The 26,537-nt window shown below is 64.9% G+C and carries 21 protein-coding genes; 15 read left to right on the plus strand and 6 right to left on the minus strand.

All coding sequences use genetic code 11. The features are described from left to right. Window positions 1-56: 56 nt before the first annotated feature. From ABIB56_RS05495 to ABIB56_RS05545, 11 genes are all read left to right on the plus strand, one after another. Window positions 57-1,346 carry an APC family permease gene (locus tag ABIB56_RS05495; RefSeq protein ID WP_354568010.1) on the plus strand — a complete coding sequence of 430 codons (1,290 nt, stop codon included), beginning with the start codon at window positions 57-59 and terminating at the stop codon, window positions 1,344-1,346. Next, entirely contained in the window at window positions 1,343-2,026 is a 684-nt protein-coding gene (locus tag ABIB56_RS05500; protein WP_354568011.1) for a cyclase family protein, read from the plus strand. The genes ABIB56_RS05495 and ABIB56_RS05500 overlap by 4 nt, the downstream gene beginning before the upstream one ends. Window positions 2,027-2,143: 117 nt before the next feature. Next, the gene (locus ABIB56_RS05505; protein WP_354568012.1) at window positions 2,144-3,157 is read left to right on the plus strand and encodes a LacI family DNA-binding transcriptional regulator; all 1,014 of its coding nucleotides are present in this window, start codon (window positions 2,144-2,146) and stop codon (window positions 3,155-3,157) included. A 268-nt stretch (window positions 3,158-3,425) separates the two neighbouring features. Then, complete coding sequence (locus tag ABIB56_RS05510) at window positions 3,426-4,616, plus strand: ROK family transcriptional regulator (RefSeq protein ID WP_354568013.1); 1,191 nt, start codon at window positions 3,426-3,428, stop codon at window positions 4,614-4,616. A 176-nt stretch (window positions 4,617-4,792) separates the two neighbouring features. Then, complete coding sequence (mmsA, locus tag ABIB56_RS05515) at window positions 4,793-6,343, plus strand: multiple monosaccharide ABC transporter ATP-binding protein (RefSeq protein WP_354568014.1); 1,551 nt, start codon at window positions 4,793-4,795, stop codon at window positions 6,341-6,343. 92 nt (window positions 6,344-6,435) lie between these two features. Then, the gene (gene mmsB / locus ABIB56_RS05520) at window positions 6,436-7,731 is read left to right on the plus strand and encodes a multiple monosaccharide ABC transporter permease (protein WP_354568058.1); all 1,296 of its coding nucleotides are present in this window, start codon (window positions 6,436-6,438) and stop codon (window positions 7,729-7,731) included. Between the two features lie 81 nt (window positions 7,732-7,812). Continuing rightward, entirely contained in the window at window positions 7,813-8,916 is a 1,104-nt protein-coding gene (locus ABIB56_RS05525) for a substrate-binding domain-containing protein (protein ID WP_354568016.1), read from the plus strand. Between the two features lie 342 nt (window positions 8,917-9,258). Then, on the plus strand, window positions 9,259-10,959 hold the full coding sequence (araB, locus tag ABIB56_RS05530; RefSeq protein ID WP_354568017.1) for a ribulokinase: 1,701 nt from the start codon (window positions 9,259-9,261) through the stop codon (window positions 10,957-10,959). Continuing rightward, window positions 10,956-11,642, plus strand: a complete 687-nt coding sequence (locus ABIB56_RS05535) for an L-ribulose-5-phosphate 4-epimerase (RefSeq protein WP_354568018.1) — start codon at window positions 10,956-10,958, stop codon at window positions 11,640-11,642. Before araB ends, ABIB56_RS05535 begins: the two co-directional genes overlap by 4 nt. Then, a complete protein-coding gene (gene araA / locus ABIB56_RS05540; RefSeq protein ID WP_502917559.1) occupies window positions 11,639-13,159 on the plus strand; it encodes an L-arabinose isomerase in 1,521 nt (506 codons plus the stop codon). Before ABIB56_RS05535 ends, araA begins: the two co-directional genes overlap by 4 nt. Window positions 13,160-13,171: 12 nt before the next feature. Further along, window positions 13,172-14,161 carry a LacI family DNA-binding transcriptional regulator gene (locus ABIB56_RS05545; RefSeq protein ID WP_354568019.1) on the plus strand — a complete coding sequence of 330 codons (990 nt, stop codon included), beginning with the start codon at window positions 13,172-13,174 and terminating at the stop codon, window positions 14,159-14,161. A gap of 353 nt (window positions 14,162-14,514) precedes the next feature. On the opposite strand, the gene ABIB56_RS05550 is transcribed toward ABIB56_RS05545, so the two are convergent. Then, complete coding sequence (locus tag ABIB56_RS05550) at window positions 14,515-15,585, minus strand: Gfo/Idh/MocA family protein (RefSeq protein WP_354568020.1); 1,071 nt, start codon at window positions 15,583-15,585, stop codon at window positions 14,515-14,517. A 282-nt stretch (window positions 15,586-15,867) separates the two neighbouring features. On the opposite strand from ABIB56_RS05550, the gene ABIB56_RS05555 reads away from it, so the two are divergent. Further along, entirely contained in the window at window positions 15,868-16,839 is a 972-nt protein-coding gene (locus ABIB56_RS05555) for an acetylxylan esterase (protein ID WP_354568021.1), read from the plus strand. A gap of 83 nt (window positions 16,840-16,922) precedes the next feature. Here the strand turns inward: ABIB56_RS05555 and xylB are convergent, their stop codons facing one another. Next, window positions 16,923-18,347 carry a xylulokinase gene (gene xylB / locus ABIB56_RS05560; RefSeq protein ID WP_354568061.1) on the minus strand — a complete coding sequence of 475 codons (1,425 nt, stop codon included), beginning with the start codon at window positions 18,345-18,347 and terminating at the stop codon, window positions 16,923-16,925. 41 nt (window positions 18,348-18,388) lie between these two features. Beyond that, a complete protein-coding gene (gene xylA, locus ABIB56_RS05565) occupies window positions 18,389-19,579 on the minus strand; it encodes a xylose isomerase (protein ID WP_354568022.1) in 1,191 nt (396 codons plus the stop codon). A gap of 275 nt (window positions 19,580-19,854) precedes the next feature. On the opposite strand from xylA, the gene ABIB56_RS05570 reads away from it, so the two are divergent. The 3 genes from ABIB56_RS05570 to ABIB56_RS05580 are packed head-to-tail and all read left to right on the plus strand — an operon-like array spanning window position 19,855 to window position 22,868. Then, on the plus strand, window positions 19,855-20,574 hold the full coding sequence (locus ABIB56_RS05570) for a ThuA domain-containing protein (RefSeq protein ID WP_354568023.1): 720 nt from the start codon (window positions 19,855-19,857) through the stop codon (window positions 20,572-20,574). Further along, on the plus strand, window positions 20,559-21,656 hold the full coding sequence (locus tag ABIB56_RS05575; protein ID WP_354568024.1) for a Gfo/Idh/MocA family protein: 1,098 nt from the start codon (window positions 20,559-20,561) through the stop codon (window positions 21,654-21,656). Before ABIB56_RS05570 ends, ABIB56_RS05575 begins: the two co-directional genes overlap by 16 nt. 33 nt (window positions 21,657-21,689) lie before the next feature. Then, window positions 21,690-22,868, plus strand: coding sequence for a Gfo/Idh/MocA family protein (locus ABIB56_RS05580; RefSeq protein WP_354568025.1), 1,179 nt, complete (start codon window positions 21,690-21,692; stop codon window positions 22,866-22,868). Window positions 22,869-23,042: 174 nt separating this feature from the next. On the opposite strand, the gene ABIB56_RS05585 is transcribed toward ABIB56_RS05580, so the two are convergent. From ABIB56_RS05585 to ABIB56_RS05595, 3 genes are all read right to left on the minus strand, one after another. Continuing rightward, window positions 23,043-23,621 carry a DUF305 domain-containing protein gene (locus ABIB56_RS05585; RefSeq protein ID WP_354568026.1) on the minus strand — a complete coding sequence of 193 codons (579 nt, stop codon included), beginning with the start codon at window positions 23,619-23,621 and terminating at the stop codon, window positions 23,043-23,045. A gap of 99 nt (window positions 23,622-23,720) precedes the next feature. Then, window positions 23,721-24,200 (minus strand): hypothetical protein, encoded by a 480-nt coding sequence (locus ABIB56_RS05590; RefSeq protein WP_354568027.1) that lies wholly within the window; start codon window positions 24,198-24,200, stop codon window positions 23,721-23,723. A 58-nt stretch (window positions 24,201-24,258) separates the two neighbouring features. Then, window positions 24,259-26,535 carry a heavy metal translocating P-type ATPase gene (locus ABIB56_RS05595; protein WP_354568029.1) on the minus strand — a complete coding sequence of 759 codons (2,277 nt, stop codon included), beginning with the start codon at window positions 26,533-26,535 and terminating at the stop codon, window positions 24,259-24,261. Between the last annotated feature and the right edge of the window lie 2 nt (window positions 26,536-26,537).

Genomic DNA, 26,537 nt, shown 5'->3' on the forward strand with positions numbered 1-26,537 from the left:
CCGTGCTGACGGTTAATCGATCGACGTAGTGTTCCTGCCACCTACAGGATGGGACCATGGCCAGTATCGATGTCGCATCCCCGCCCGCCCACAGCGGCAGCGTCGGACTGTTGCAGGGCTCGGCACTGTACATCGCCGCAGTTCTGGGGACCGGCATCCTGGTACTTCCAGCGCTTGCCGTGACGAAAGCCGGACCGGCATCCATCCTCGCGGTGGCCGCGGTGCTGCTGCTCTCCATCCCGCTCGCTGGCACCTTCGCCGCCCTTGCTGCCAGGTTTCCGGACGCGGGCGGGGTCGCCACCTTCGTGCGTCTCGCGCTCGGGCGCACGGCGGCACGTATGGCCGGATATTTCTTCTTCTTCGGAGTCTGCGTCGGCTCCCCGGTGGTCGCCGTGCTCGGCGCCTCCTACGTCGTCGGAATCTTCGATGGGCCGCGCTGGGCGGTGGTGCTCGTCGCCGTGGTCATCCTCGTTCCACCGCTCGTCTCCAACGCCTACGGCCTCAGGGTCTCCGGATGGGTACAACTCCTGCTCACCGGGGCGCTCGTCGTCATCGTGGTCGGTGTCGTCGCGGTAGCGGCACCCGCCTCGAAGGCCACGAATTTCACCCCATTCCTTCCCCACGGCTGGGTCGGTGTCGGAGCGGCGATCAGCCTCTTCGTCTGGGCTTTCGCGGGTTGGGAGGCTGTGACCCACATCGCAGGAGAGTTTCGTGATCCCCGCCGCACCATCCCGCTCGCGACAGCCATCGCCATCGCCGCGGTGGGCGTAGCCTACCTCGCACTGCAACTGGTGACCGTGGCCGTGCTCGGTGACTCGGCGGCCCGGAGCGCTGTGCCACTGCTCGACCTGGTTGCGACGACGGCTCCCGGCATCGGGCCTGCCCTCGTCGCCGTGATCGCCGCGGTCGTTGCCCTCGGCGTACTGAACGCCTACCTCGGAGCCTTCGCGAAGCTCGGCGCTTCGCTGGGGCGCGACGGCGACCTGCCGCGCTGGCTCGCGAAAGGGGCAGAGTCGGGCGGCATCCCGCGGCGGAGTCTCGGCGTCGTCGCCGTGCTGGCGTTCGTCTATCTGGCTGCGCTGGTGGTCACCGGACTCGACCTCACCCCGTTCATCCTCATCCACACCAGTTGCATGGTCGGGGTCTACGCACTGGGGATGGCTGCTGCGGTCAAGCTCCTCGCCCGATGGTCGCTCGGCTGGTGGCTTGCGATCGTCTCGTGTGTGCTCGTGCTCGGACTCCTCGTGCTCGCCGGCGCCAACCTGCTCGTGCCCGGTATTCTCGTGGTGGCGGCCCTCATCGTCGCCCTCGTCAAAAGTCGCACCAACTCCCGGAGAACACCATGACCGAAGACCGCATCGCACGCGGCGCGCTCGTCGACCTGAGCCACACGATCCGCGAGGGTCTCGTGACCTATCCCGGGCTTCCCGCGCCCGTCATCACGCCATTTCTCACCCGCGAGGACTCCACGGCGAAGTACGCGCCCGGCACCCAGTTCGCGATGGACATGATCACCATGATCGGCAACACTGGCACCTACATCGACAGCCCATGGCATCGATACGAGGGAGGAACGGATCTCGCCGGTCTCCAACTCGAGACCCTCGTCGACCAGCCGGTGGAAGTATTCCATCTGCAGGATGTATCGAGTCGAGGTAGAGGAGCGGAGCTGTTCTTCGACCGCGACCTCCGCGCAAAAGCTGTTCTCCTCGATACCGGCTGGAGCCGCCACTTCGGCACTGAAGAGTACCTGACAGGTGCTCCATTCCTTACCGGGCATGGAGCGGACTATCTCGTGCAGCAGGGTGTCACAATGGTCGGCATCGACTCGCTCAACATCGACGACACCGAGTCCGGGGGAGAACGTCCTGCACATTCGGCGCTTCTCGCGGCGGGAATTCACGTCGTGGAACACCTCACCAACCTGGCCGCGCTGCCTCCGTCGGGTGCGACGCTGACCGTCGTGCCGCCGAAGGTCGAGGGCTTCGGCACCTTCCCGGTTCGCGCCTTCGCCCGCCTGCCGTGACCACTCTGTGGATCGACGGTTGTGTCGATCCAGAGAGGTGGTAGGCGATAATGGTGACGCTGTACGAGAAATGTGACCGTACACATAGTCGTCGACGAAGCCGGGTAGCCAGTAGCCATGGAACCAGAGAAGGTTCGCGCCCCCAACATCCGTGATGTTGCACGACTGGCCGGGGTCTCCTACCAGACGGTTTCCCGAGTGCTCAATAACTCGGAAAGTATCAAGCCGAGCACCAAGGAACGTGTGCTCGAAGTAATCGACCAGGTGGGCTATCGGCCGAACCAGGCAGCAAGGGCGCTGGTCACCAGCCGGTCGCGAACCATCGGCGTGCTCACCTCGCAGACTGCGCATTACGGTCCGACCACCAGCCTTCATGCCATCGAGGATGCCGCCCGCGAAGAGGGCTACCTGGTGAGTACCACCAGCCTCACCACCAGCGAGTACGAGTCCATCACCGACCGCCTCGAGCACCTGATCAGCCAGGCCGTCGAGGGCCTCGTGGTGATCGCACCGCAGGTAAAAGTCTTCGACGCGATCCGCGAGCTGGACATCCGCTTGCCTCTCGTCACCCTCGACTCGACACAGCACGATGACCAGCGCAGCCTCTCGGTCGACCAGATCTCTGGCGCACGCATGGCAACGCGACACCTCATCGAGCTCGGCCATCGGGAGATCGTGCACCTCGCCGGCCCACAGGACTGGATCGAGGCGGAAGCCAGGATGCGCGGTTTCCTCGACGAGATCGACGACGCCGATCTCGGAACCCACCCGCCGATCCTCGGTGACTGGACTGCGGACTTCGGCTATCACGTCGGGCGGGAACTCACCGGCTACCGGGATTTCACCGCCGTCTTCGCCGCGAACGACCAGATGGCTCTGGGTCTCATCCATGCCTTCCGGGATGCTGGGCTCGATGTTCCCCGCGATGTCAGCGTTGTTGGATTCGACGACATCCCCGAGGCCGCGCACTACTGGCCGCCGCTCACCACCGTGCGCCAGGACTTCGCCGAGATCGGCCGCCGTTCCGTCGCGCTGCTGCTCGCGGAACTTCGCGGAGAGGCCGATCGCAACCACGACCAGATCCTTCCAGAACTGATAGTTCGGGAGTCGACGGCGCCCCCGCGTCGCTAGCGCCGCATCCGTCCCCGCCCCGCGTCGACTTTCGCCCCCGTGCATCCATTCCCGACCGCTGTCGTGGGGGGGGGGGGGGGGGGGGGGGGGGGGGCCCCCCCCCCCCCCCCCCCCCCCCCCCCCCCACGACAGCGCACACGGCTTTGGCGTGACGCCGCGCCGATCGCCTGTGCGAACGTCTCGCCTCAATGTGAGCGGTCATATTCCGTTGCCGCATGTTGCGTTAACTTCTTGACGACAAGGGTCCTCATGCTGCACTCTCGATGTCATGCCTGCACCGTCGCCGTCCGTATTCCGTGGCGCGAGCAATCCCGGATCCCAGACCGCGCTCCGTGAACTCAACCAACAGCGACTCGTCGATGCCCTCCTCGCGAGCGGTCCGCTGACCCAGGCGGAGCTCGCCAGGCAGACCGGACTCTCCACCGCAACGGTGTCGAACATCGTCAAGACCATGTCCATCGCGGGTGCCGTCGAGACGGAGCCGACGACCAGTTCCGGTCGTCGTGCCCTCCTGGTGCGGCTCTCGAACAACGGCGCCGTCGCGGTGGGAATCGACTTCGGTCGACGCCATCTGAGGGTCGTCCTCACCACCCTCGGCTACGACCTGGTCGCCGAGGAGTTCGTGGAACTGCCGATTGGGCACCGCGCCGTTGACGGCATCGACAAGGCTGCGGCCGTGCTTAATCACCTTCTCGAGCAGAGCGGCGTCAAGCCGACATCCGTGCTCGGAATCGGGGTGGGCATTCCCGGTCCGATCGACCAGCGGACCGGCACCGTCGTGCAGGGCGCGATCCTGCCGGAGTGGGTGGGCATCCATCTGCAGGATCTTGAAGAACGCCTGCACTTCCCTGTGGTTTTCGATAACGACGCCAATCTGGGTGCCCTCGCCGAGGTGACCTGGGGGCCGCACAGCACGGTCGAGAACCTGGTCTTCATCAAGATCGGGAGTGGTATCGGAGCGGGTCTCGTGCTCAACGGCCGGGTGTTCTACGGCTCGGTCGGAGTGACCGGCGAGATCGGTCACGAGACGGTGACTGACCACGGAATCGTCTGTCACTGCGGCAATCGCGGATGCCTAGAAACCGTCGCTTCGACCTCGGTGATGATCGACCTGCTCACGCCGCGGGGCGCCAAGCCGATCGGCACATCGGACATCGTGCGCAAAGCTCTCGCCGGCGATTCGGCCACACTGCGGGTGCTGGATGACGCGGGCGTGGCCATCGGAAGGGCTCTCGCCAGCGTGGCCAATCTGATCAACCCGGAGGTCGTGGTGGTTGGTGGCCCCCTGGCCGGACTCGGGGATATTCTGCTGCAGCCGATCGAGCGCGGACTGGTGCGTCACGCTGTCCCGACGGTCGGCGGAGCGACCGCCCTGGTGATGTCGTCGCTGGGGGACAGGGCCGAGGCGCTGGGTGCTGCGGCACTTGTTCTTCAGCAGCCGGGCGTCCGAAATTCCTGAGTCGTTACTGAGTTGTTGTGTTCACAACTTGACGACAAGGCCCTCGAGAAGGTTTAGTCTGTTAGCGGGTAAATTTCCGCCCCTTACGAGACAAGGTAGTCCGGTGTTCAAACCACGTGTGCTCGTAGCAGTTGTGAACGTACACATCGCGCTCCTCCCGGCCATGGAGGCCATCAATGGCAAATGAACCGACGATCCTCGAGATGCGATCGATCACCAAAGAGTTCCCCGGTGTCAAAGCCCTCGACAAGGTTTCGTTGACCGTCAAAGCCGGTGAGATCCACTCGATCTGTGGTGAGAACGGGGCGGGCAAGTCCACGCTCATGAAGGTGCTCTCCGGCGTCTACCCCTACGGCACTTATGGCGGCGACATCGTCTTCCAGGGCGAGGTGTCCCGGTTCAGAGACATCCGTTCCAGCGAGCTTGCCGGCATCGTGATCATCCACCAGGAACTCGCGCTCATCCCCGAGCTCTCGATCACCGAGAACATCTTCCTGGGCAACGAGCCGCGCCGTTTCGGCACCATCAACTGGGTCGAGGCCAAAAAGCGAGCCAGCGACCTGCTCGCCCGCGTCGGTCTCCTGGACGACCCCGACACCCAGATCAAGAACATCGGCGTCGGCAAACAGCAGCTGGTCGAGATCGCCAAGGCGCTCAACAAGTCGGTGAAGCTGCTCATCCTGGACGAGCCGACGGCCGCCCTGAACGAGGCGGAGTCGCAGCACCTGCTCGACCTGATCCGCGGGCTGAAGAGCCGTGGCATCGCGTCGATCATGATCTCGCACAAACTCAACGAGATCGAGCAGGTCTCCGACTCGATCACGATCATCCGCGACGGCAAGACGATCGAGACGATCGACGTGCAGAAAGATGGCGTGAACGAGGACCGCATCATCCGCGGCATGGTCGGCCGGGTGCTCGAGAACCGCTTCCCTGACCGCACTCCTCACCTCGGCGAGGTCTTCTTCGAGGTAAAGAACTGGACGGTCCAGCACCCGCTCACCGCCGAGCGACTGGTGGTGAAGAACTCCAGTTTCACCGTTCGCCGCGGAGAGGTCGTCGGATTCGCCGGATTGATGGGTGCCGGGCGCACAGAACTCGCGATGAGCATCTTCGGCCGCTCCTACGGCACCTTCGTCTCCGGGCAGATCTTCAAAGACGGCAAAGAGATCCAGCTCCGCAACGTGACGGATGCGATCGACAACGGCATCGCCTACGTGAGCGAGGACCGCAAGGCCCTCGGCCTCAACCTGCTCGACGACATCAAGACCTCCATCGTCTCGGCCAAGCTCTCCAAGATCTCGACGGCTGAGGTCGTGAACGTGGTCAAGCAGCACAAGGAGGCCGAGGCCTACCGCAAAAGCCTGCGCATCAAGACCCCAACCGTCGACGAGGGAGTGAACAAGCTCTCCGGCGGCAACCAGCAGAAGGTGGTGCTGGCCAAGTGGATGTTCACCGACCCCGACCTGCTGATTCTCGACGAGCCCACCCGCGGCATCGACGTGGGTGCCAAGACCGAGATCTACGGCATCATCCGCGACCTGGCCGCGCAGGGCAAGGGAATCATCATGATCTCCTCCGAGCTGCCGGAACTGCTCGGTGTCTCCGACCGGATCTACACGATCTTCGAAGGCTCCATCACCAATGACATCCCCATCGAACTGGCCGATCCCGAAACCCTGATGAAGAGCATGACCTCCGCGAAGAAGAAAGTTGCCCAGCCATGAGCTCAGCGCCTCCACCCCCGGCGTCCAGCCAGCCGATCACCTCGGTGCCCTCCCCGGAGAAGAAATCCGGCGGGTTCCGCGATCTCGGCAAGATGTTCGGCTCCGGATCGAGCGGACGCCAGGTGGGCATCCTCGGCGCCCTCGTCGTCATCATCCTCTTCTTCCAGATCTTCACCGGCGGCCTCACCCTCGACCCCACCAACCTGATCAACCTGATCAACGCGAACGCCTACGTTCTGATCCTGGCGATCGGCATGGTCATGGTGATCATCGCCGGGCACATCGACCTTTCGGTCGGATCGATCGCCGCCTTCGTCGGTATCGTGGTCGCGACCTCGATGGCGAGTTGGCACTTCCCGCCCGGTGTGGCGATTCTGATCGGACTCGCGATGGGCGTCGTCATCGGCGCCTGGCAGGGCTGGTGGGTGGCCTATGTCGGTGTTCCCGCGTTCATCGTGACCCTCGCCGGCATGCTCATCTTCCGCGGGGCGAACCAGTTCTTCGGCAGCTCGATCAGCGTGACCGTTCCCGACAGCTACACCTTCATCGGCGCCGGTTTCCTCCCCGACTTCGGACCGCAGTTCGGCTACAGCAATGGCACGCTCATCCTCGGTGTACTCGTCGTGCTCGCCCTGATCTACCAGGAGTTCCGGGCCCGGCGTACCCAGTCGATCATGGGCTCGGAGAAGGCACCGCTCTGGGTCAGCGTTGTCAAGATGGTGATCCTCGTCGCCGTCGTCGTCTACGCCACCGTGCTCTTCGCGACCGGTCGCGTCGGAACGAGTTTCCCGATCTCCGGCATCATCCTCGGCGTGCTCGTACTCGGCTACGCATTCATCACCCGTAACACCACCTTCGGGCGGCACATCTACGCAGTCGGTGGCAACTGGCACGCCGCAGAACTGTCCGGCGTGAAGATCAAGCGCATCAACTTCCTGGTGATGATGAACATGTCGATCATCGCAGCCATCGCCGGCATGATCGGTGTGGCTCGTGCAGGCGCTTCCGGCCCCGCCGATGGTGTGGGCTGGGAGCTCGACGCCATCGCTGCCGTTTTCATCGGTGGTGCCGCGGTTTCCGGAGGTATCGGAACCATCGTCGGATCGATCGTCGGTGGTCTCGTGATCGCGGTGCTCAACAACGGGCTGCAGCTTCTCGGTGTGGGTATCGACCGAGTGCAGATCATCAAGGGTCTCGTACTGCTTATCGCTGTCGGCATCGACGTCTACAGCAAAAAACAGGGTAGGCCCTCGATCATCGGAATGATGGGCCGCAACCGGCAGAAACTCACCGATGCGCAGATGAATGCTCCCATAGATCGTCCCTCCATAGCACCGACCGACAGCGCGGAGGAGAGTTCGCGCCCACAATCCACTACGCCGAACTGATCATTCGCGTAGTCCCTGGAGACGAAGATGTGTCCCCAGTTTTCCCACTGCACCAATCAAGACAAGAGAAAGTGAAATCACATGCGTAAATTCGCAATCACGACCGTGGCAATCGCCGGGGTCGCGCTCATGGCCCTCTCGGGTTGTTCCTCCCGTGGAGCCACGCCCAGCGGATCCGGCGCTGCAGCCGGGTTTAAGGCCGGATCCACCATCGGCGTCTCACTTCCGGACAAGACCTCGGAGAACTGGGTACTCGCCGGACAGCTGTTCACCGACGCGATCACCAAGGCCGGCTTCAAGGCCGACGTGCAGTATGCGCCGGCGACCGGAACCGCCGCCGAGCAGGCCAACCAGGTCTCCTCGATGAACACCAAGGGCGCCAAGGTGCTCATCATCGGTGCCTACGACGGTAAGCAGCTGGGCTCGCAGGTCAAGACCGCCAAGGACAACGGCGCGACGGTCATCGCCTACGACCGTCTCATTGAGAACACGAAGAACGTGGACTACTACGTTGCGTACGACAACGAGAAGGTCGGCGAGCTCCAGGGTCAGGCACTCCTCACCGGTATGAAGGAGCGTTACCCCGCCGCGAAGTCCTACAACATCGAACTGTTCTCCGGCTCGGCCACCGACCCGAACGCCAAGGTGTTCTTCGATGGCGCCATGAAGATTCTGCAGCCGAAGATCGACGACAAGACCCTCAAGGTCGTTTCCGGACAGACCGCCATCACCCAGACGGCGACTCCTGACTGGAAGCCGGAGAACGCACAGACCCGCATGGACACGCTGCTCGCAGCGAACTACTCGGGAACTGAGCTGAACGGTGTGCTCTCTCCGAACGACACCCTCGCGCGCGCGATCATCACCTCCATCAAGGCCGCTGGCAAGGCGACCCCGGTTATGCCAGTCGTCACCGGACAGGACTCAGAAGCTGCGTCCATCCCGCTCATCATGACCGGCGAGCAGTACTCCACCATCAACAAGGACACGACCAAGCTGGTCGCCCAGGCAGTACAGATGGTGAAGGACCTCGCCGCAGGCAAGAAGCCGCAGACCAACTCCACTGCCTACAACAACGGTGTCAAGGTCGTTCCGACCTACCTGCTGCCGCCGGAGCTCGTCACGAAGGCCAATGCTGCAGAGTCCTACAAGAACAACGCGAAACTCGAAGCTCTGACCAAGTAGTCACCGCTCGCGAGTCACAAAGATCGGCCCCCGCGGTTTCGCGGGGGCCGATCTTTTCGTGTGGCCTACGGGCGAGTGCATTCGCCGCCGTGATCATGGCCGAGGCACTCGGAGCGTTGAGTTGCGGTTTGTGGTGCTTCCCAGCACGGCGGAAGGACCACAAGCCGCAACTCGGCATGATGATCGGTCGATTGGGGCTCACGCGGGTAGCTTCACATGGGGTAGTGCGGCGTTGTAGCATGGGCCATGAAATGTGAGCGCTCACATTCTGCGGATGCTGAGGCATCCGTCATGCGACGGGCCCGCCGCACAACGCAACTGACCAGGACAAAGGAGTCACGCGTGACCACCACCGCGCCCCTCGCACCCGACGATCGTTTCGTCATCGGCGTCGACTACGGAACCCTGTCTGGACGAGCCCTCGTCGTGCGTGTCTCCGACGGGGCGGAACTCGGAACGGCCACCCACGACTACGAGCACGCAGTGATGGACACCGTGCTGGCATCAACCGGAAAGGCTCTGCCGCCGGACTGGGCTCTTCAGGTGCCTGCCGACTATGTCGAAGTTCTCAAAACCGCGGTGCCTGCGGCAATCGCCGCGGCGGGCATCGATCCGTCGCGGGTCATCGGCATCGGCACGGACTTCACGGCGAGCACGCCGCTGCCGGTGATCGCCGACGGTACCCCGCTCAATGAGCTGCCGGAGTACGCTGACCGTCCGCACGCCTACGTCAAACTCTGGAAACATCACGCGGCCCAGGGTCAGGCCGACCGCATCAACCAGGTCGCGGCCGACCGCGGCGAGAGCTGGCTGCCGCGCTACGGCGGCCTCATTTCGAGTGAGTGGGAGTTCGCCAAAGGATTGCAACTGCTCGAGGAGGATCCCGAACTCTACGACCGCATGGACAACTGGGTGGAGGCGGCGGATTGGATCGTCTGGCAGCTCACCGGAGTCTATGTGCGCAACGCCTGCACAGCCGGGTACAAGGGGATCCTGCAGGATGGCAAGTACCCGAGCCGTGAATTCCTGGCCGCGCTGAACCCCGAGTTCGGCGGCTTCGCGGAGGACAAGGTCGCACACGAGATCGGACAACTCGGGGCATCCGCTGGTCGGCTGGGCGCCGAGGCCGCAGCCTGGACCGGCCTTCCGGAGGGGATCGCGGTGGCGGTCGGCAACGTCGACGCCCACGTGACGGCGCCGACAGCGCAGGCGGTCGAGCCCGGCCAGATGCTGGCGATCATGGGCACCTCGACCTGTCACGTGATGAACTCCGACGTGCTCAAGGAGGTGCCCGGTATGTGCGGCGTGGTGGACGGCGGCATCGTCGCAGGGCTCTACGGCTACGAGGCCGGGCAGTCCGGTGTCGGCGACATCTTCGCCTGGTATGTGAAGAACCAGGTGCCAGGCAGCTACTACGAGGCAGCCGCGGCAGCCGGACTGAGCGTGCACGAGCACCTCACCAATCTCGCCAAAGACCAGGCGGTCGGCGGCCACGGACTCATCGCCCTCGACTGGCAGAGCGGCAACCGCTCGGTGCTCGTCGACCACGAGCTGAGCGGCGTCGTGGTCGGCACAACTCTCACCACCAGGCCGGAAGAGATCTATCGTGCGCTGCTGGAGTCCACGGCCTTCGGCACCCGCGCGATCGTGGAGACCTTCAACGCGAGCGGCGTTCCGGTGACCGAATTCATCGTGGCCGGAGGCCTGCTGCGCAATCCGTTCCTCATGCAGGTGTACAGCGACGTGCTGCGGATGCCCATCTCGACCATCGCGAGCGAGCAAGGTCCGGCGCTCGGGTCCGCGATCCATGCCGCCGTCGCCGCGGGCGCCTACCCCGACGTGCTCGCCGCCGGAAAGGCGATGGGCAAGGTCGATCGCGCGGTCTACACCCCCAACCCGGATGCCGCGGATGCCTACGACAGGCTTTACGCGGAGTACTCGACCCTGCACGACTACTTCGGGCGCGGCGAGAACGACGTGATGCACAGGCTCCGCGCGATGAAGAGAGAGGGCGCGATGAAGAGAGAAGGGGCGAGCGCATGACCGACCTCAACCAGGCGATCCTCGAGGTACGCGAGGATGTTGCGGAGCTTCACGGGATGCTGGTGCGCTACAACCTGGTGATCTGGACGGGTGGCAACATCTCCGGGCGGGTTCCAGGCGCGGACCTGTTCGTGATCAAGCCGAGCGGCGTCGAGTACGACGACCTCACGGCGGACAACATGATTCTCTGTGATCTCGACGGCACCGTGGTCGAGGGGGAGCACGCGCCATCCAGTGACACAGCCGCTCACGCCTACGTCTACCGCAACATGCCCGCCGTCAACGGGGTTGTGCACACGCACTCCACCTATGCCACAGCGTGGGCGGCGCGCGGCGAGGCAGTGCCATGCGTGATTACCGGCCAGGCGGATGAATTCGGTGGCGAGATCCCGGTCGGCCCGTTCGCGATCATCGGCGACGACTCCATCGGGCGGGGCATCGTGGCGACCCTCACCCGACACCGATCGCGCGCCGTCCTCATGCAGAACCACGGGGTGTTCACTATCGGCACGAACGCCCGCGACGCGGTGAAGGCCGCCGTGATGGCGGAGGATGTCGCGCGCACCGTGCACATCGCCAGGCAGCTCGGCGAGGTCATCCCGATTCCGCAGGACACGATCGATTCCCTCTTCGACCGCTACCAGAACGTCTACGGACAGCTCCCGACAGGAGAACTGAAGTGAGCACGAGCATCATCCCCGACCTTGCGGAGTACGAGGTCTGGTTTCTCACCGGCAGCCAGGACCTGTACGGCGAGGAGACCCTGAAGCAGGTCGCCAAACAGTCACAGGAGATTGCTCGTGCCCTCGATGCCGCCAGTGACATCCCGGTCACGGTGGTCTGGAAGCCGGTGCTCAAGGACTCAGATTCGATCCGCCGCCTCGCCCTCGACGTCAACGCCGAGGACGGGGTCATCGGCGTGATCGCCTGGATGCACACCTTCAGCCCCGCCAAAATGTGGATCACCGGGCTCGACCTGCTGCGGAAGCCTTTGCTGCACCTGCACACCCAGGCCAATGTCGAGCTGCCGTGGGCGGACATCGACATGGACTTCATGAACCTCAACCAGGCCGCGCACGGCGACCGGGAGTTCGGCTACATCCAGACCCGTCTCGGCGTGGCCCGCAAAACCGTCGTCGGCCACGTGTCGAACCCGGATGTCACCGCGAAGGTGGCCACCTGGACGCGCGCCGCGGCCGGTTGGGCCGCCACCCACGAGCTCAAGCTGGCCCGCTTCGGTGACAATATGCGCTTCGTCGCTGTCACCGAGGGCGACAAGACCGAGGCGGAGCTGCAGTTCGGCGTGCAGGTGAACACCTGGGGTGTGAACGAACTGGTCGACGCCGTCGACGCCGCATCGGAGACGGATGTCGACCTGCTCATCGCCGAGTACGAAGAGCTCTACGACATCGCGCCAGAGCTCCGTCACGGGGCAGAACGCCACGACTCCCTGCGCTACGGCGCCCGGATCGAGCTCGGCCTGCGCACCTTCCTCGAGGCCGGTGACTTCAGCGCTTTCACCACCAGTTTCGAAGATCTCGGCGGACTCCGCCAGCTGCCAGGCCTCGCGGTGCAGCGCCTGATGGCGGACGGCTACGGTTTCGGTGCGGAGGGCGACTGGAAGACGGCCGTACTCGTGCGCGCCGCGAAGGTGATGGGCGCAGGGCTCCCCGGCGGTGCATCCCTGATGGAGGACTACACCTACAACCTCGTGCCGGGCGACGAGACGATCCTTGGTGCCCACATGCTCGAGGTCTGCCCGTCGCTGACCACCTCACGCCCTCGCCTCGAGGTGCACGCCCTCGGCATCGGCGGCCGCGAGGATCCGGTGCGCCTGGTTTTCGACACGGATGCCGGACCGGGCATCGTCGTGGCGCTCTCCGACATGCGCGACCGCTTCCGTCTCGTGGCCAACGTGGTCGAGGTAGTCGACCTGCCGCATCCGCTTCCGAAACTGCCGGTGGCCCGCGCGCTCTGGAAACCGGAACCCGATTTCGCCACCAGTGCGGCCGCCTGGCTGACCGCGGGCGCCGCCCATCACACGGTGATGAGCACAGCCGTCGGTCTCGATGTGTTCGAGGACTTCGCCGAGATCGCGAAGAACGAACTCGTGGTGATAGACAAGAATACGACGTTGAGGCAGTTCAGTCGAGAACTGCGATGGAACCAGGCGTACTACCGCCTCGCGCAGGGATTCTAGGAGAGCCGGCACGTGGCGAACATCACCGATGTCGCGCGCCTCGCCGGAGTTTCGCACCAGACAGTATCCCGGGTGCTCAACAACCAGGACACTGTGCGTCCGGTTACGCGCGAGCGCGTCCAGGCGGCCATCGCCGAGCTGAACTACCGCCCGAGTCTCGTTGCGCGTGCCCTGGTGACCCGGCGCACGCGCACTGTCGGACTGATCAGCACCGGCAATCCGCTCTACGGACCATCGAGCACCGCCCTCGGATTCAACGAAGCGGCGCGCCAGGCCGGATACCAGGTCACGATCGCGAGCATGGCCACAGCGGACCGGGCGTCGATGCTCGACGCCGTCGATGTGCTGCTTCGCCAACACGTCGAGGCTGTGGTGCTCATCGCCGCCGACTACGAGGCGATCGAAGCGATCCAGGGCATCTCCCTCGGCGTGCCGCTGGTGACGGCGGAGAGCAGCGGGCGGCCAGGGCTGCACAGTGTGTCGATCGACCAGTTCCGCGGGGCCGAACTCGCCACCGCGCACCTGGCCGATCTCGGGCACCGCGACATCCTGCACCTGGCGGGCCCCGCCGAGTCGATGGATGCCGCAGAACGCACACGAGGATGGCGCAGCGAGCTGGAGCGCCGCGGCCTCGCCGTGCGCGAGCCGCTGGTGGGGGACTGGTCGCCGGAGAGCGGCTATGAGATCGGCGTGGGGCTCGCTCGTGAGAATGGCTTCTCCGCGATCTTCTCCGCGAACGACCAGATGGCGCTCGGGCTGCTGCACGCGCTGAGCAACGCCGGTGTGCGGGTGCCGCAGGATCTGAGCATCGTCGGATTCGACGACATCCCCGAAGCTGCGCATTTTATTCCGCCGCTCACCACCATCCGGCAGGACTTCGCCGAACTGGGACGCGACATCATGGCGACCCTGCTGGTGGTGCTCGACGGCATCGACGTCGCCGAGCCCGTGCAGACCGAACCCCGACTGATCATGCGGGCGTCGACGGGTGCGCCTGCCTAGACCGCCGCTCGCGTTCTGCCGCGGAATCCGCCCCTCCGTCGGGTCTGCTGAAAACGCAGGAGATACGTGCGATCGGTGGCTCGAACGCGCACTTTGGGGAGCAAGAGGGGCGGATGTCCTGCGTTTTCGAAAGAGGAGATCGGCGCGGCGTTGGATCGCGCTTGACCTCGACACCGTGAGAAGGTCGTGGATGAGAGTAGGAGGTTTCCATGAACACAACCCACGGAGGTGACCTGGGTGACGATGACCTGAGCGACGATGACTTGAGCGACGATGACCTGAGCGCCGATGAGGCTGATCGGTGAAGCCTCGCGACATGCGGGCATCAGTGCGCGCACGACATCGACTGACGGTCAGGGAACGGCCCAGCCCTGCCGCTCGGTGTTCACCGGTCGTCCGGTGTTGATCGCCTGCCGCATCATGAGCTGCAGATACTGATCCTGCGCGGCCTCGGCGAGATCGTAGACCGGCGGGCCGCCGTGGACGTGCTCGTTCATGCGTGCGAGCATCGTCGCGACGGCGAGTTCGTCATCCGCCAGTCTGGCCGGCAGGAACTCGTTGGAGTACAGCTGGTGCTCGCCGAGTTGGAACGCCCGGAGGAACATCCCCTCGTGGTTGCCGGGGCTGCCAGCGGCGATTCGCTCGATCGAGTCGTGCACCGGCGAACGGTAGTCGGCGAGATAGTGCACATCCGTGTCGCGAAGTTCGCCACGAGTGCCGCGCACGAGGACAGACGACGAGCGGATGAAGGAGCGATACTGCTGATCGTCGAAGTCATAGGTCGCCGACAATTGCCCGAAATCGAGCCAGGCCGTGGTGTGCGCGGAACGCACCTGCGAGTCCGCCTGCGGGTCGCCACCGCGATCCGGTCCGGCCTGCACATCGAATTCCCGGCTTCGGGCGGTGATGACGGCGTCCTCGAAGCCGATGCCCAGCATCCGCCTCAGCACGCTCATCCCGTGATAATCGTGGGCCACGGAGACGAAGGCCTCGGTGACGTCACCGAGGAGGCCGCTGCGGGCGATGGCGATCTGCGAGTAGATGAGCGGCTCCAGGTGGTACTGCTCGGCCACCTGGATAATCGCCCCGGCTCGCTGCAGCCGGTGGAGCGCGAGCAGGGACGGGATGTCCGGTGCCGCGGGCGTCTCCGTGAGCACAGGCAGGTTCGCGCTCGTCAGCTCGGTGATCACCTCGAGGGCGTCACTCGGGCGGACGGCGACCACCACGAAGTCGGGCGGCGATGAGCGGGTGAGCTCGGAAACACTCGCGAAGACCGGCACGGCCCATCTTTGCTGCACCTCGAGCCGGCGCGCTTCATTCCGGACGACGACCCCGGCGATCGTGAACCGTTCGTGCAGCGCCCGTGCGATCCTCAGGAAGAGTTCGGCACGGAAGCCGCTGCCGATCACCGCGAACGAGATCATCGTGAGCCCCACTTTGTCAGGACCATCTTTCGCTCCGATGGGAGAGATGTTGCCGAGAGATGGAGGTGTAATGGCACAAAATCTCCGATGATTGCGGGCTGGCGGGAACGAATATCTCTTCAACCATCATGCTGTGCTGTCGCGTTCGACGTCTACAACAAGAGTCGAGCAGCGGGGCGCTGACTGCGAAAAGCGCCGACGGCGGCCGGGCACCGACCTCCTTCGGCGCCCGGCCGTATTCTGTTCTGAGACCATCCGCCAGAGCACCCAGGAGTTTTCCCCGTGGCCTTCTTCGATCTCCCCCTGGCGGAACTGCGCCAGTACTCACCAGTTCTCGCTGTTCCGGATGACCTCGACGCCTTCTGGGAGAACACCCTGGCCGAGACGCGCGCCTTCGACCTCGACCCGACTTTCGAGCCCGTCGACAATGGCTACACGCTGGTCGACAGCTACGACGTGACCTTCTCAGGATTCGGCGGCCAGCGCGTGAAGGGCTGGCTGCATGTGCCGGCCGGAGCGAGCGGTCCGCTGCCCGTAGTCGTCGAGTATGTCGGATACAGCGGTGGCCGCGGACTCGCGCACACGCGGGTGACCTACGCGCTCGCCGGATACGCCCACTTCGTGATGGACTCCCGCGGCCAGGGCTGGGGCTGGGCGGCGTCCGATACCCCGGACGGCGTTGTCGAGAGCGGACTGGCCGCGGCTCCCGGGGTGATGACCCGCGGCATCCTCGACCCGAACACCTATTACTACCGCCGGATGTACTCGGATGCCGTGCGGGCTGTCGAGGCCGCCAAAGCTTTCCCCGCCGTCGACGCCGATCGCGTCGTCGTCGCCGGCGTCAGCCAGGGTGGCGGGATCACGATCGCGGTTTCCTCACTCGTCGAAGGACTCACCGGCGCTCTCGTCGACGTGCCATTCCTCTGCCACTTCGAGCGGGCCATCACCCTGACCAACAACGACCCGTACCAGGAGATCGTGCGGTATCTCCGCCGCAATCGACCCAACGCCGAGCAGGCCTATCGCACGCTGTCCTACTTCGACGGTGCTGTTCTGGCGGCCCGCTCGACGGCTCCCGCGCTGTTCTCAACGGCGCTGATGGACCAAACCTGTCCTCCGTCGACAGTGTTCGCCGCCTACAACCGTTACGGCGGAGAGAAGAGCATCGCCGTCTATCCGTTCAACGAGCACGAGGGCGGCCAGGAACACCACGAGGTGGAGCGGTTGGCCTGGTTGCGCGAACTGCTCGGCTGAGCCTCGCGGGTGCGTTCGTGATTGTTCCCTTTCGGAACATCCGATCCCGCTCGACCGGGAACAAATGTCCCGAAACGGAACAGCTACCGGAGACCGGACGCCGCGGCGCGATACTGCTCGCGGATGACCGGCCGGTAGTCCACGGCCGGTTCGGCGTTGAGCGCCACGGGCCAGTCCGGCCGTTCGCCGCTGAGCGCCCATGCCGCCTGCCGTGCCGTTCCGGCGGCAACGTACTCCGCAGGTTCCGGCACGACGACGGGTAGTTCGAAGACCTGGGCGGCGATGGCACTGACCGCGGGGTTTTGTGCGGCACCACCGATCAGCAACAGGCGCTGGGCGACGACGCCCTGCGTGAGAACAGCGTCCAGTCCGTCGGCCAGTCCGCAGAGCAGGCCCTCGATCGCGGCCCGGGCCAGGTTGGCCCTGGTCGCGGAGGCGAGGGTGAGACCGAACAGGGAGCCGGTGGCATCCGGCAGGTTGGGGGTTCGTTCCCCCTCGAAGTACGGCAGGAGCACGAGCCCTGAGGATCCCGGTTCCGCCGAAAGCGCGAGCCGGGCGAACTCGTCGTGATCGACATCCAACAGCGCGGCGGTGGCATCGAGGATACGGGCCGCGTTCAGGGTGGCGATCAGCGGGAGGAAGCCGCCCGCGGCATCCGCGAACCCGGCGACCGTTCCCGTCTCGTCATGAGTCGCGGTGTCGGTGACCGCGAAGACAGTGCCGCTCGTGCCGATGGACACGACGGCATCGCCTTCGCGAGCGTCGAGCCCGAGTGCCGCACCGGCGTTGTCGCCGGCGCCGGCGCCGACCACCAGTCCCTTCGGAAACTCAGGAGATGCGACCTCGACCTGGCGTTTATCGGCCGGGCCGAGCACCGTCGGAAGCACGAGTCCTGAATTTTCGACATCACGCCGGAGGGTGAGCTTCAGCAGCTCACGGTCGTAGCTGTCGGTGGCCGGGTCGAAGTAGCTGGTGCCGCTCGCGTCGGAGCGGTCGGTCACGAGCTCGTCGAGTACCGGATTCGCCGGACCGAAGCCGCGCAACCGCCAGGTGAGCCAGTCGTGGGGGAGCGCGACAGCAGCGACGAGGGCTGCGTTCTCCGGCTCGGCGTCACTCAGCCGGCGCAGCTTGGTGAGCGTGAACGACGCCACCGGCACCGAACCGGTGCGCTCTGCGAATGCCCCGGCGCCGACCTCATCGATCAGGTCCTGTGCCGCCTTGGCCGAGCGGGTGTCGTTCCACAGCAGGGCGGGACGGATGACCCTCCCGCCGTCATCGAGCACCACCATGCCGTGCTGCTGGCCGCCGACCGAGATAGCTGCGACGTCGTCGAGTCCGCCGGCATCCGAAACCGCGGACCGGAGTGCGCTCCACCACGCCTCCGGATCGACCTCCGTGCCGTCCGGGTGCGAAGCGCGTCCGGTGCGCACGACGGCGCCTGTCTCCAGGTCGCGAATGACGACTTTGCAACTCTGCGTCGACGAATCGACTCCGGCGACCAGCGTCATCCGTGTTCCCTTCGCCACGTCCTGAATGATGAAAGCGTGAGTTAGCGGGCGCCGAGCAGGTGCTCGAGGGCAAGCTGGTTCAAGCGCACGAAGCCGAAGCCCTTCGCCCCGAAGTAGGAATCGGCATCGAAATCCTCGAAGGCGCTGCGGTCGGCGAGCAGGTCGTCGTAGCTCTCGCCGGCTTTCAGCGTCGGCTCGTTGATGCGAGCGACCTGCGACGCAGCGAGCGCCTCCTGCACCTCGGGGTCGGCGCGGAAGGTGGCAGCACGCTCCTTGAGCAGCAGGTAGGTGCGCATGTTGGCGGCGGCGGAATCCCAGACGCCGGAGATGTCCTCGGTGCGGCTGGGCTTGTAGTCGAAGTGGCGCGGGCCATCATAGGACGGGCCGCCGTTCGGGCCGCCGTTCTCCAGCAGGTCGACGAGCGAGAACGCGTTCTGCAGGTCGCCGTGACCGAAGACCAGATCCTGGTCGTACTTGATTCCGCGCTGGCCGTTGAGGTCGATGTGGAAGAGTTTGCCCTGGTAGAGCGCCTGGGCGATGCCCGCAGTGAAGTTGAGTCCGGCCATCTGCTCGTGACCGACCTCAGGGTTTACGCCGAAGAGCTCTGGGCGCTCGAGGGTCTCGATGAAGGCGATGGCATGGCCGACAGTGGGGAGCAGGATGTCGCCGCGTGGCTCGTTCGGCTTCGGCTCGATGGCGAAGCGGATGTCGTAGCCCTTGTCGACGACGTGCTGTGCGAAGAAGTTGACGGCCTCGCGATAGCGATCGAGAGCCCCGCGGATGTCTTTGGCCGTGTCATACTCAGCGCCCTCGCGTCCGCCCCACATGACGAAGGTCTTCGCGCCGAGCTCGACGCCGAGCTCGAGTTGGCGCATGGCTTTGCGCATGGCGAAGCGACGCACATCACGGTCGTTGGAGGTGAAGCCGCCGTCTTTGAAGACCGGTGCGCTGAAGAGGTTGGTGGTCACCATCGGGATGATCAGGCCGGTGTCAGAGAGCGCCTGCGTGAGACGGTCGATCTGCTTCTGGCGCTCGGCGTCGGTCGAGCCGAAGGCGAAGAGGTCGTCGTCATGGAAGGTGAGGCCGTAGGCGCCGAGCTCCGCGAGACGGGTGACGGCCTCGACGACGTCGAGTGGCGGTCTGGTTGGGCCGCCAAACGGGTCGCTGCCGTTGTATCCGATCGTCCAGAGTCCGAAGGAGAACTTGTCTTCGCGCGTGGGCTGCGTTGCCATGAGGTTCCTGTCTTTCAGCATCATCGATGATTTGTTGCTTCATAAAACATATCAGGAGCCCCGGTTACCGGGGCGACAATCTCCGCGTCCACCTCGCGAAAGGGTTCGTATGTCCTGCTGAAACTTGACCAGTCTTCGAGACCCATGTTAACTATTGCGGGATCGCGTCCCTCGAGCCGGCAGCGGTAGAGGTCACCGATGTCTATCGGCAGCCAGCCGAACAACGCACATGCGCAGGCGAAGCAGTCCACAGTCCACCGACCAGAGAGAATCGCATGCCAGCCGCACCCCCGCCCGGTCCGTCATCCCGCACGGCGCTCGTCGTACGCGGCGGATGGGAGGGCCACCAGCCCGTCGAGACCACCGACTTCTTCCTCCCCTTCCTCGAGGCGAACGGTTTCACGGTGCGCATCGAAGAGTCACCCGCGATCTATGCGGATGCCGACCACATGGCGACGGTCGATCTCATCGTGCAGACCAACACCATGAACACCATCGAGCGCGAGGAGTTCGAGGGACTCCGTACGGCCGTCGAGAACGGCACAGGACTCGGCGGATGGCATGGCGGCATCGCAGACTCGTATCGCAACAACTCCGACTACCTCCAGCTGATCGGCGGGCAGTTCGCCGCGCATCCCGGCAACGATCCCCAGAAGCGCACCGGGGAGCCCTCGGACAACTACGTGCCGCACATCATCCACATGCTTCCGGCCGCGGCCGATCACCCGATCACCGCCGGCATCGACGACTTCGAGCTCGTGACCGAGCAGTATTGGGTGCTGCACGATGACCTGAACGACGTGCTCGCCACCACCACCCAGGCCGTGCGGCCGTGGGATCCGTGGCACCGTCCGGTGACGTCGCCGGCGATCTGGACCCGGCTGTGGGGGAGGGGCCGCATCTTCGTATCGACGCCCGGGCACCGCATCGAGATCGTTGAGAACCCCACCGTTCGTACCATCATCGAAAGGGGACTGCTGTGGGCAGCCCGTTGAGAATCGGCATCGTCGGCGTCGGCAAAATCAGCGAACAATACTTCGCTTCTTTCCCTTCGCTTCCGGGCCTCGAACTCGTCGCCGTCGCCGACCTCGATGAGGCACGCGCCGCGACGGTTGCCGCAGAGCAGGGCGTCGAAGCGCTGACCGTCGACCAGTTGCTCGTTCACCCTCGTATCGATGCGGTGCTCAACCTCACCATCCCTGCCGCCCACGTCGAGGTGGGTACGCGGGCGCTGGAGGCGGGCAAACATGTCTACGCCGAAAAGCCTCTCGCGCTCGCTCCCGCGGATGCCGTGGACATGCTCGCACTCGCCGAACGCAACGGGCTCCGCGTGGGTTCCGCACCCGACACCGTGCTCGGCACCGGGATACAGACCGCGCGCCAGCTGTTGGACTCCGGCCGGATCGGCACCGCCGTCGGCGCCACTGCCTTTTGGGTTTCGCCCGGACACGAGTTGTGGCATCCGGCTCCGCAGTTCTACTACCAGCCGGGCGGCGGACCGCTCTTCGACATGGGGCCGTACTACCTCACGGCGCTCGTCACCATGCTCGGCCCGGTCGTTCGGGTCTCCGGCGCCGTCGGGCGGTCCGATCGGGAGCGCACAGTCGCTACCGGCCCGAATGCCGGTGCGCCGATCACCGTCGCCGTCGACACCCACGTGACTGCGACTCTGGAGCACGCGTCGGGTGTGGCCTCGAGCCTCACCGTGAGCTTCGACGTGTGGGCCTCGCGCATCCCCAACATCGAGGTCTACGGCACGGAGGGCACGATCGCGGTGCCTGACCCGAACGGTTTCTCCGATCCGGTGGCAGTGTGGACGAAGGATGAGAGGGAGTGGCAGACGGTCGAGGATTCCGCCGGCTACGTGGACGCGGCCCGGGGCTTCGGGCTCGCCGATCTGGCGCGCGCCATCGAGACCGACAGGCCGCACCGCGCCTCGGGCGAACTCGCCTTTCATGTGCTCGAGATAATGGACGCGATCATCCGCGCCGGCAACGAGCATCGCGTGATCGAGCTCGACAGCACCGTCGAGCGCCCGAAGCCGGTGCCATTCGGCCTGACGCCGAGCACCTGGTAAGCACCGATCACCTGGAAAGCACCGAGGAGAGACATGAACGACAGCACGCCGGCTCTCAGGGTCGCGATGATCGGCCACGGCTTCATGGGAGCGGCCCATTCGCAGGGCTGGCGGGTGGCACCGCGCTTCTTCGATCTTCCGCTGCGACCCTCGATGGATGTGGTCGTCGGCCGCAACGCGGAGCCCGCCGCGGAAGCCGCTGACAGATGGGGCTGGCGGGAGAGCGAGACCGACTGGCGCCGCGTGATCGAACGCGACGACATCGACCTGGTGGACATCGTGACCCCGGGCAACACCCACGCCGAGATCGCGATCGCGGCGCTCGAGGCCGGCAAGCACATACTCTGCGAGAAGCCGCTCGCCAACACCGTCGCAGAGGCCGAAGCGATGGCGGATGCCGCAGCCACAGCCGCGGAACGTGGCGTGTTCGCCATGGTCGGGTACACCTACCGTCGTGTTCCGGCGGCCACCTTCGCGCGCGACCTGGTCGCCGCGGGCAGAATCGGCGAGGTGCGCCAGGTGCGCGCCAACTACCTGCAGGACTGGCTGGTCAACGCAGAGGCTCCGCTCACCTGGCGCATGAACAAGGAGCTCGCCGGTTCTGGCTCACTCGGCGATATCGGCGCGCATGCCATCGACCTCGCACAGTTCATCACCGGCCAGCGGCTGGTTTCCGTCTCCGGCATCCTCGAGACCCTGGTGAAGGAGCGGCCCGTGCTGGCGATCTCGCATGGCCTCTCCGGCGTGGCGGGAACCGAACGCGGGCCGGTCACCGTAGACGACGTGGCACTGTTCACCGGGCGATTCGAGTCCGGCGTGCTCGGCTCATTCGAGGCGACCCGTTTCAGCACAGGCCGCAAGAATGCCTTCCGCATCGAGGTGGCAGGCTCGCTCGGCGCGATCTCCTTCGACCTCGAGGAACTGAACACCCTCAGCTTTTACGATGCGACAGCGCCCGCCCTGGAGCGGGGGTTTACTCGCATCCTGGTCACCGAGTCCGAGCATCCCTACGCTGGCGCGTGGTGGCCGACCGGGCATCTGATCGGCTACGAGCACGGCTTCTCGCACCAGGTTCGCGACCTCGTGGACGCCATCGCAGCGGGCACCCAGCCGACCCCGTCGTTCGCCGACGGACTGCAGGTGCAGCGCGTGCTCGACGCTGTCGAGACGAGCTCGGGCAACGGCAGCGCCTGGACATCCATCCCGGACTGACCTCGGCGGTCAAGGTTGTGCCGTTCGTGACGGCCTGCGCGTGCGGACTCGGCTCGAAGTTCAGAACGCGCCGACCCCGCACGAGGTCGGTACCCGGATCGGCGGCAATCGTCTGACTGCTCTCGCGCAGCGGCGACTCATCACGAGGGCACCGCTGCGCTTCCCGCGTGTGGGTTAGAGCGTGCCGAGAAGGTCACTCATTGTTGTGATCTCGGCCGTCTGGGTGGTGATGATCGTTTTCGCCAGAGCGAGCGCGTCACTGTTCTTGCCCTTGTCGACTTCGGTTGTGGCCATGTCGAGGGCACCGTTGTGGTGGGTTGTCATCTGAGTGAGGAACAGTTTGCTGGCGTCCACGCCGGATGACTCTTTGAGGGCGTTCATGTCGGAGTCGGACATCGTCATTCCGCCATGGTCCATCCCCGACATTCCGCCGGACTTCTCGCCCCACTCAATAAGCCAGGATTTCATCTTCTTGATCTCCGGGCTCTGGGCGGCTTTGATTTCTTCGGCGAGCGAGGTTACTTTCGGGTCGATGCCGGACTTGTCGAGAATCATGTCCGACATCGTGATCGCTTGTTGGTGATGGGCTGACATCTCCATTGCGAAGCTGACATCGGCACTGTTATGACTGCTGCTGGTGCTCGAGGAGGCCGAGGGGTTGCTTCCCGAACTTGTGCCGCCTGAGCAGGCGGTCATGGTGAGCGTGGCGGCCAGAATGCCGACGACCGCTACTGATGTACGTGGTCTGAACATGGGTGAATTGCCAATCAGTTGAACTAAAAATGGACAGGAGTAACGCTCCGCTCACGGCGGAGCTGAGGCACCGCTGTTAGCGAGTGCATACCTGTCGGATCAGGTTCTACTGATGGAGAGAACGTCCAAAGACGGAGGGGTCGGCACGGTGATGTGCTCCGCGGCCACTCGAAGAATCCGGACAAGTTTGGCGACACTGAACCGTGGTGGAGACGGGCGGCGAATGAGTAGGAGTCCGATGACGGCCGCCAGAATGCTCACGGCACAGACCATCCCCATAAGCAGGCAGTTCATTTCGCACATTCCGCCGCAACGTTGCGCAGAGGTGCTGGTGATTGCCGTTGCGACGGGTGCGTGCATGGCGACGGCTTCGCTGACTCCGTCGTCGGTTCCGGCGGTGGCGTTCTCGTGGACATGGGTGTTCGTCATACCGGTTTCAGCCGCCGCGGGAGCAGCGTGCATGGCATGCATTGCGACAAGCCCGAGGAGTAGCGCTGCGATGGCGAGCACGGCGGTGAGTGCCCGACGAACAAGAGTGAGCTGGTCGCCAGAGAGCCTTGTGGACGCGTGAGTCCTCATGCGCCACCTTCCCTCGTTACTCATCCGTTACCGTCGAAACCACGACCACCCTAACCCATCAGTTTCCGCGGCCCGGATCCTCCGTCGTGCGCCGCAGCCGGTTCTCTCGACCTGTCGTGAACCGCCGAAGTCGCAAACTGTTCGTCACGACAAAGACAGAGGAAAACGCCATCGCAGCTCCGGCCAGCAGTGGGTTGAGCAGTCCGAGCATGGCGACCGGTATCGCGGCCACATTGTAGGCGAACGCCCAGAACAGATTGCCTTTGATCGTGCCGAGGGTGCGGCGGGCCAATCGCACGGCGTCGGCGACGACGAGCAGGTCACCGCTGACAACGGTGATGTCGCTGGCGGCGATGGCGGCATCGGTTCCCGTCCCCATAGCAATTCCGAGGTCCGCGCTGGCGAGAGCCGCGGAATCGTTCACACCGTCTCCGACCATCGCCACCACATGGCCCTCATCCTGCAGGGCGTGGATCACGTCGAGTTTGCCCTGCGGGGTGATCCCGGAATGGACATCATCGATGTCCACCTCTCGGGCGATTGCGGCCGCCGCTCCCGCGTTGTCCCCGGTCAGAAGGATCGGGCGAAGCCCGAGGGCACGGAACCGCTGGATCGCCTCGATACTGGTGGCTTTCACCGTGTCGCCAACGACAATGGCACCGCGCAGCGCACCGTCCGAGCCGACCGCGACAACAGTTGCGCCGGCGGCTTCGTTTTCGGCTATGAAGGCTGTTGCCTCTGCGGGGAGTGGGATCGACCAGTCCTGGTCGAGCCAACTCGCCCGACCGACTAGCGCGAGGTGACCGTCGATGACCGCTTGGACACCCTGGCCGGCGTGGGCGGAAAATGTTTCCACGGCGCCCGGTTCGATGCCGAGGGTGCGACCGTGGTCGACGATGGCACGCCCGACAGGGTGCTCGGACCCTTCCTCGGCAACAGCTGCGATGCGGAGTACTTCGGCGGCGGGCGCGTCACCGAAGGTGGTGATGGATCTCACTTCCATCCTCCCGGTGGTCACCGTTCCGGTTTTGTCGAGCACGATGGTGTCGACCGTTCGAGTTTGTTCGAGCACCTGAGGTCCGCGGATGATGATCCCGAGTTGCGAACCACGGCCAGTGCCGACGATCAGGGCGGTGGGGGTCGCCAGTCCCAGCGCGCACGGGCAGGCGATGATCAGCGTCGCGACGGCAGCGGTGAACGCTGCTTCCAGTGAACCGTCGAGGATCAGCCATCCGACGAATGTCAGCATGGCCAGACCGATGACCACCGGGACGAAGATGGCGGAGACGCGATCGGCGAGGCGCTGCGCTTCGGCTTTGCCGCTCTGCGCCTCTTCGACCAGGCGTCCCATGCGTGCGAGCTCAGTGTCTGAACCGACGCGGGTGATTTCGATGATGAGGCGTCCGCCGACGTTCACGGTGGCGCCGACCACCCGATCGCCAGCGGCCACCTCGACCGGAATGGATTCACCAGTGAGCATGCTCGCATCTACTGCGGATGCGCCATCGATCACCAGTCCGTCGGAGGCGATCTTCTCCCCGGGACGCACCACGATCATGTCACCTGGAACCAGAGATGAAACGGGGACCAGGGTTTCGGCGTGGTTCCGTAGAACGGTGGCGTCTTTCGCACCGAGCTCCAAGAGTGCCTTCAGGGCTGCTCCTGACTGTTTCTTGGCCCTGGCCTCGATGTATCGGCCGCCCAGGATGAACACGGTGACCGCGGAGGCCACTTCGAGATAGATGTCGCTCGAACCCCCGGAATTAGCGAAGAAAGCGAAGGTCATGTGCATGCCGGGTATGCCTGCCATACCGAAGAACAGCGCATAGAGCGACCATCCGAAGGCGGCGATCACACCGACGCTGATCAGCGTGTCCATGGTGGCAGCACCGTGGCGAGCGTTGACTACGGCGGCACGGTGGAACGGCCATGCTCCCCACACCACGACCGGTGCGGCGAGAGTGAGCGCCAACCATTGCCAGTTCGTGAACTGGAGAACGGGAATCATCGACATCAGCACCACCGGTAGTGCAAGCGAGGTCGACACGATCAGCCGCCGACGCAACCCAGCCGTCTCGCTCTCGCCCGCCTCCGGTACGGGTACTGTGTTGTCGGCGCGGGGCGGGATAGGCAGAACCGCCGTGTAGCCGGCGGATTCGACCGCGGCGATCAGATCGGTGGTCTCCACACCGTTGGCCTGCACCCGTGCCTTTTCGGTCGCGTAATTGACCGTGGCGGTAACGCCGTCGATACGGTTGAGTTTCCGTTCAATGCGTGTCGCACAGGAGGCGCACGTCATGCCCCCGATTTCGAGGTTAACGTCGGTGATGGTCATGG

It is taken from the genome of Glaciihabitans sp. UYNi722, from assembly GCF_040549465.1.
Taxonomy (GTDB): domain Bacteria; phylum Actinomycetota; class Actinomycetes; order Actinomycetales; family Microbacteriaceae; genus Lacisediminihabitans.

Coding starts and splice junctions, on each gene's coding strand:
- ABIB56_RS05570 (WP_354568023.1), top strand. CDS start 19,855: ATGCCAGCCGCACCCCCGCCCGGTCCGTCATCCCGCACGGCGCTCGTC.
- ABIB56_RS05580 (WP_354568025.1), top strand. CDS start 21,690: ATGAACGACAGCACGCCGGCTCTCAGGGTCGCGATGATCGGCCACGGC.
- ABIB56_RS05535 (WP_354568018.1), top strand. CDS start 10,956: ATGACCGACCTCAACCAGGCGATCCTCGAGGTACGCGAGGATGTTGCG.
- mmsB (WP_354568058.1), top strand. CDS start 6,436: ATGTTCGGCTCCGGATCGAGCGGACGCCAGGTGGGCATCCTCGGCGCC.
- ABIB56_RS05585 (WP_354568026.1), bottom strand. CDS start 23,621: ATGTTCAGACCACGTACATCAGTAGCGGTCGTCGGCATTCTGGCCGCC.
- ABIB56_RS05550 (WP_354568020.1), bottom strand. CDS start 15,585: ATGATCTCGTTCGCGGTGATCGGCAGCGGCTTCCGTGCCGAACTCTTC.
- ABIB56_RS05525 (WP_354568016.1), top strand. CDS start 7,813: ATGCGTAAATTCGCAATCACGACCGTGGCAATCGCCGGGGTCGCGCTC.
- xylB (WP_354568061.1), bottom strand. CDS start 18,347: ATGACGCTGGTCGCCGGAGTCGATTCGTCGACGCAGAGTTGCAAAGTC.
- ABIB56_RS05495 (WP_354568010.1), top strand. CDS start 57: ATGGCCAGTATCGATGTCGCATCCCCGCCCGCCCACAGCGGCAGCGTC.
- ABIB56_RS05500 (WP_354568011.1), top strand. CDS start 1,343: ATGACCGAAGACCGCATCGCACGCGGCGCGCTCGTCGACCTGAGCCAC.
- ABIB56_RS05505 (WP_354568012.1), top strand. CDS start 2,144: ATGGAACCAGAGAAGGTTCGCGCCCCCAACATCCGTGATGTTGCACGA.
- mmsA (WP_354568014.1), top strand. CDS start 4,793: ATGGCAAATGAACCGACGATCCTCGAGATGCGATCGATCACCAAAGAG.
- ABIB56_RS05590 (WP_354568027.1), bottom strand. CDS start 24,200: ATGAGGACTCACGCGTCCACAAGGCTCTCTGGCGACCAGCTCACTCTT.
- ABIB56_RS05510 (WP_354568013.1), top strand. CDS start 3,426: ATGCCTGCACCGTCGCCGTCCGTATTCCGTGGCGCGAGCAATCCCGGA.
- xylA (WP_354568022.1), bottom strand. CDS start 19,579: ATGGCAACGCAGCCCACGCGCGAAGACAAGTTCTCCTTCGGACTCTGG.
- ABIB56_RS05595 (WP_354568029.1), bottom strand. CDS start 26,535: ATGACCATCACCGACGTTAACCTCGAAATCGGGGGCATGACGTGCGCC.